2 protein-coding genes and 1 pseudogene are annotated in these 3,100 nt (G+C 69.9%); all 3 read left to right on the top strand.

Annotation, left to right across the window (positions count from 1 at the left end; translation table 11 throughout):
- Positions 1-407: 407 nt before the first annotated feature.
- Positions 408-722: a co-chaperone GroES gene (groES, locus tag JM949_RS34965; RefSeq protein ID WP_030330046.1), complete on the top strand. Its 315-nt coding sequence runs from the start codon at positions 408-410 to the stop codon at positions 720-722.
- Between the two features lie 70 nt (positions 723-792).
- Complete coding sequence (gene groL, locus JM949_RS34960) at positions 793-2,430, top strand: chaperonin GroEL (protein WP_203152335.1); 1,638 nt, start codon at positions 793-795, stop codon at positions 2,428-2,430.
- Between the two features lie 125 nt (positions 2,431-2,555).
- A pseudogene (locus tag JM949_RS34955) lies at positions 2,556-3,100 on the top strand (molybdopterin-binding oxidoreductase); the annotation flags it as partial.

Here is a 3,100-nt window from a genome sequence, read left to right as displayed (position 1 = left end):
CGCCGCCGCGGCCAACGTCGGCGCACCCCGGCCGCCCGCAGCGCCGACGCCGCGGCCAGTGGATCACCGCCGGCCAGCCCGGCCGCCGTCGTGAGCGCGGCGACCCCGCAGGGGTACGCAGCGCCGCCAGTTGATCGAGATCCACCCGCCCATTGTCCGGGTCGATCGAGAAATCCTGGCTGGCGGGGCGCGACGCGCTGGCACTCTCCTTGACGGAGTGCTAGCCACGGAATAACCTGCGATTAGCACTCTCACCCTGAGGGTGCCAGCTTCCGGGTCTCGCGACCCGGGTGCGCACGCCAGGCGGACCGGCACCCGCGACGACGGTCCCGCCCGGTGGCATGAGGCAGATTGACGCTGGTCGGCCCCGCCGACCAGCAACGAAACCAGTAGTACCCCAGGAGGGTATGCCCGTGACTACCGCGACCAAGGTTGCGATCAAGCCGCTCGAGGACCGCATCGTGGTCCAGGCGAACGAGGCTGAGACCACCACTGCGTCGGGCATCGTGATCCCCGACACCGCCAAGGAGAAGCCGCAGGAGGGCACCGTCCTCGCTGTGGGCCCGGGGCGCGTCGACGACAACGGCAACCGGGTTCCGGTTGACGTTCAGGTCGGCGACACCGTCCTCTACTCGAAGTACGGCGGCACCGAGGTCAAGTACGCCGGCGAGGAGTACCTGGTGCTCTCCGCCCGCGACGTCCTCGCGGTCATCGAGAAGTAAGCAACCGATCAGTGCCACTGCCCCGGTCCGGCTCGCCGGGCCGGGGCAATGGCACTTCGAAGGGACATAAATGGCGAAGATCCTGAGCTTCTCGGACGACGCCCGGCACCTGCTGGAGCACGGTGTCAACGCCCTCGCGGACGTGGTCAAGGTCACCCTCGGCCCGCGCGGGCGCAACGTCGTCCTGGACAAGAAATTCGGTGCGCCGACGATCACCAACGATGGTGTGACCATCGCCAAGGAGATCGAGCTCACCAACCCGTACGAGAACCTTGGCGCGCAGCTGGTCAAGGAGGTGGCGACCAAGACCAACGACGTCGCCGGCGACGGGACCACCACCGCGACCGTGCTGGCCCAGGCGATGGTCCGCGAGGGTCTGCGCAACGTGACCGCCGGGACCAACCCGGCCGGCCTCAAGCGGGGCATCGACGCGGCGGCCACCAAGGTCTCCGAGGCGCTGCTCGGCCGTGCCGCCGAGGTCACCAGCAAGGAGTCGATCGCGAACGTGGCGACGATCTCCGCACAGGACTCCACGATCGGCGACCTGATCGCCGAGGCGATGGAGCGCGTCGGCCGCGACGGTGTCATCACCGTCGAGGAAGGCTCGATGCTCACCACCGAACTGGACGTGACTGAGGGTCTCCAGTTCGACAAGGGCTTCATCTCGCCGAACTTCGTCACCGACCTGGAGGGTCAGGAGTCCGTCCTCGAGGACGCGTACATCCTGGTCACCACCCAGAAGATCTCGGCGATCGAGGAGCTGCTGCCGCTGCTGGAGAAGGTCCTGCAGAACAGCAAGCCCCTCCTGATCATCGCCGAGGACGTGGACGGCCAGGCGCTCTCCACCCTGGTGGTCAACTCGCTGCGCAAGACCCTCAAGGTCTGCGCGGTCAAGGCCCCGGGCTTCGGTGACCGGCGCAAGGCGATGCTCCAGGACATCGCGATCTCCACGGGCGCCGAACTGGTCGCCCCGGAGCTGGGCTACAAGCTCGACCAGGTCGGCCTGGAGGTGCTCGGTAGCGCCCGGCGGGTCGTGGTCGACAAGGAGAACACCACGATCGTCGACGGCGGTGGCCAGAAGGCCGACGTCGCCGACCGGGTGTCCCAGATCCGCAAGGAGATCGAGGCTTCCGACTCCGACTGGGACCGGGAGAAGCTCGCCGAGCGGCTGGCGAAGCTCTCCGGTGGCATCGCCGTCATCAAGGCCGGCGCGGCGACCGAGGTCGAGATGAAGGAGCGCAAGCACCGCATCGAGGACGCCATCGCGGCGACCAAGGCAGCGGTCGAGGAGGGCACTGTGCCCGGCGGCGGCGCCGCCCTGGTGCAGATCCGCTCGGTGCTCGACGACGACCTGGGCTTCACCGGTGACGAGAAGATCGGCGTCTCGGTCGTCCGCAAGGCGCTCGTCGAGCCGCTGCGCTGGATCGCCCAGAACGCCGGTCACGACGGCTACGTCGTGACCCAGAAGGTCGCCGACCTCGAGTGGGGCAACGGCCTCGACGCCGCCAAGGGCGAGTACGTCGACCTGGTCAAGGCCGGCATCATCGACCCGGTGAAGGTGACCCGCAACGCGGTCACCAACGCCGCCTCGATCGCCGGTCTGCTGCTCACCACGGAGAGCCTCGTGGTGGAGAAGCCGGAGCAGGCCGAGCCGGCCGCCGCTGGCGGCGGGCACGGCCACGGCCACCAGCACGGCCCGGGCTTCTGATCCGGTAGCGACACCCGTTCCGGGGCACACCGCCGTACGGCGGCGTGCCCCGGTCCGTCTTACCAGTTCGTTACCGACGCCGCCGTTGTTGGCGAGCCGCCGAGATGATCGCGCACACTGGGCCGATGAGCACCACCTCCCGGCGGTACGCCGCGCTGGCCGGAATCACCGCTGCCGCCGTCGCGATCGGGGTCGCCGAACCGGTCGCGGTGTTCACCGGTCCTCGGTCGGCGCCACTGGTGGCCGTCGGCGGAGTCGTCGTCGACGCCGTCCCCGAGTCACTGAAGCACCTCGCCATCGATCTCTTCGGCACCAACGACAAGATCGCGCTGCTGTTCGGCACGGCCCTGCTGCTCGGCGGGTTCGCCGCGCTCTTCGGCGTACTGGCGGTCCGCCGGCTGGCCCTCGGCCTGGCCGGCATCGCCGCGTTCGGTGCCATCGGCGTGGCCGCCGCCCTGACCCGTTCCGGCGCGGACCTCGCCGACGCGCTGCCGTCCCTGGTCGGCGCGGGTCTCGGCGGTCTGGTGCTCTGGCTGTTCATCGCCGGACCGTTCGAGCTGAACCCCTGGCCCTGGTCCACCCACCCACCCCGCCCGCGACCGCCCACCCGCTGGGCCGGCGTCGTCCGCCGGGCCGGCGTTGTCCGCCTGGGCCGGCGTTCGTCCGCTGG

The sequence above is a fragment of the Micromonospora tarensis genome (assembly GCF_016803395.1).
GTDB lineage: Bacteria > Actinomycetota > Actinomycetes > Mycobacteriales > Micromonosporaceae > Micromonospora > Micromonospora tarensis.
Note: the sequence above shows the minus strand (reverse complement) of the source record. Positions and strands in the feature narration are given on the sequence as shown.

Excerpts from the sequence above, each read along its gene's own strand:
- groES (WP_030330046.1), top strand. The coding sequence starts at position 408 with ATGCCCGTGACTACCGCGACCAAGGTTGCGATCAAGCCGCTCGAGGAC.
- groL (WP_203152335.1), top strand. The coding sequence starts at position 793 with ATGGCGAAGATCCTGAGCTTCTCGGACGACGCCCGGCACCTGCTGGAG.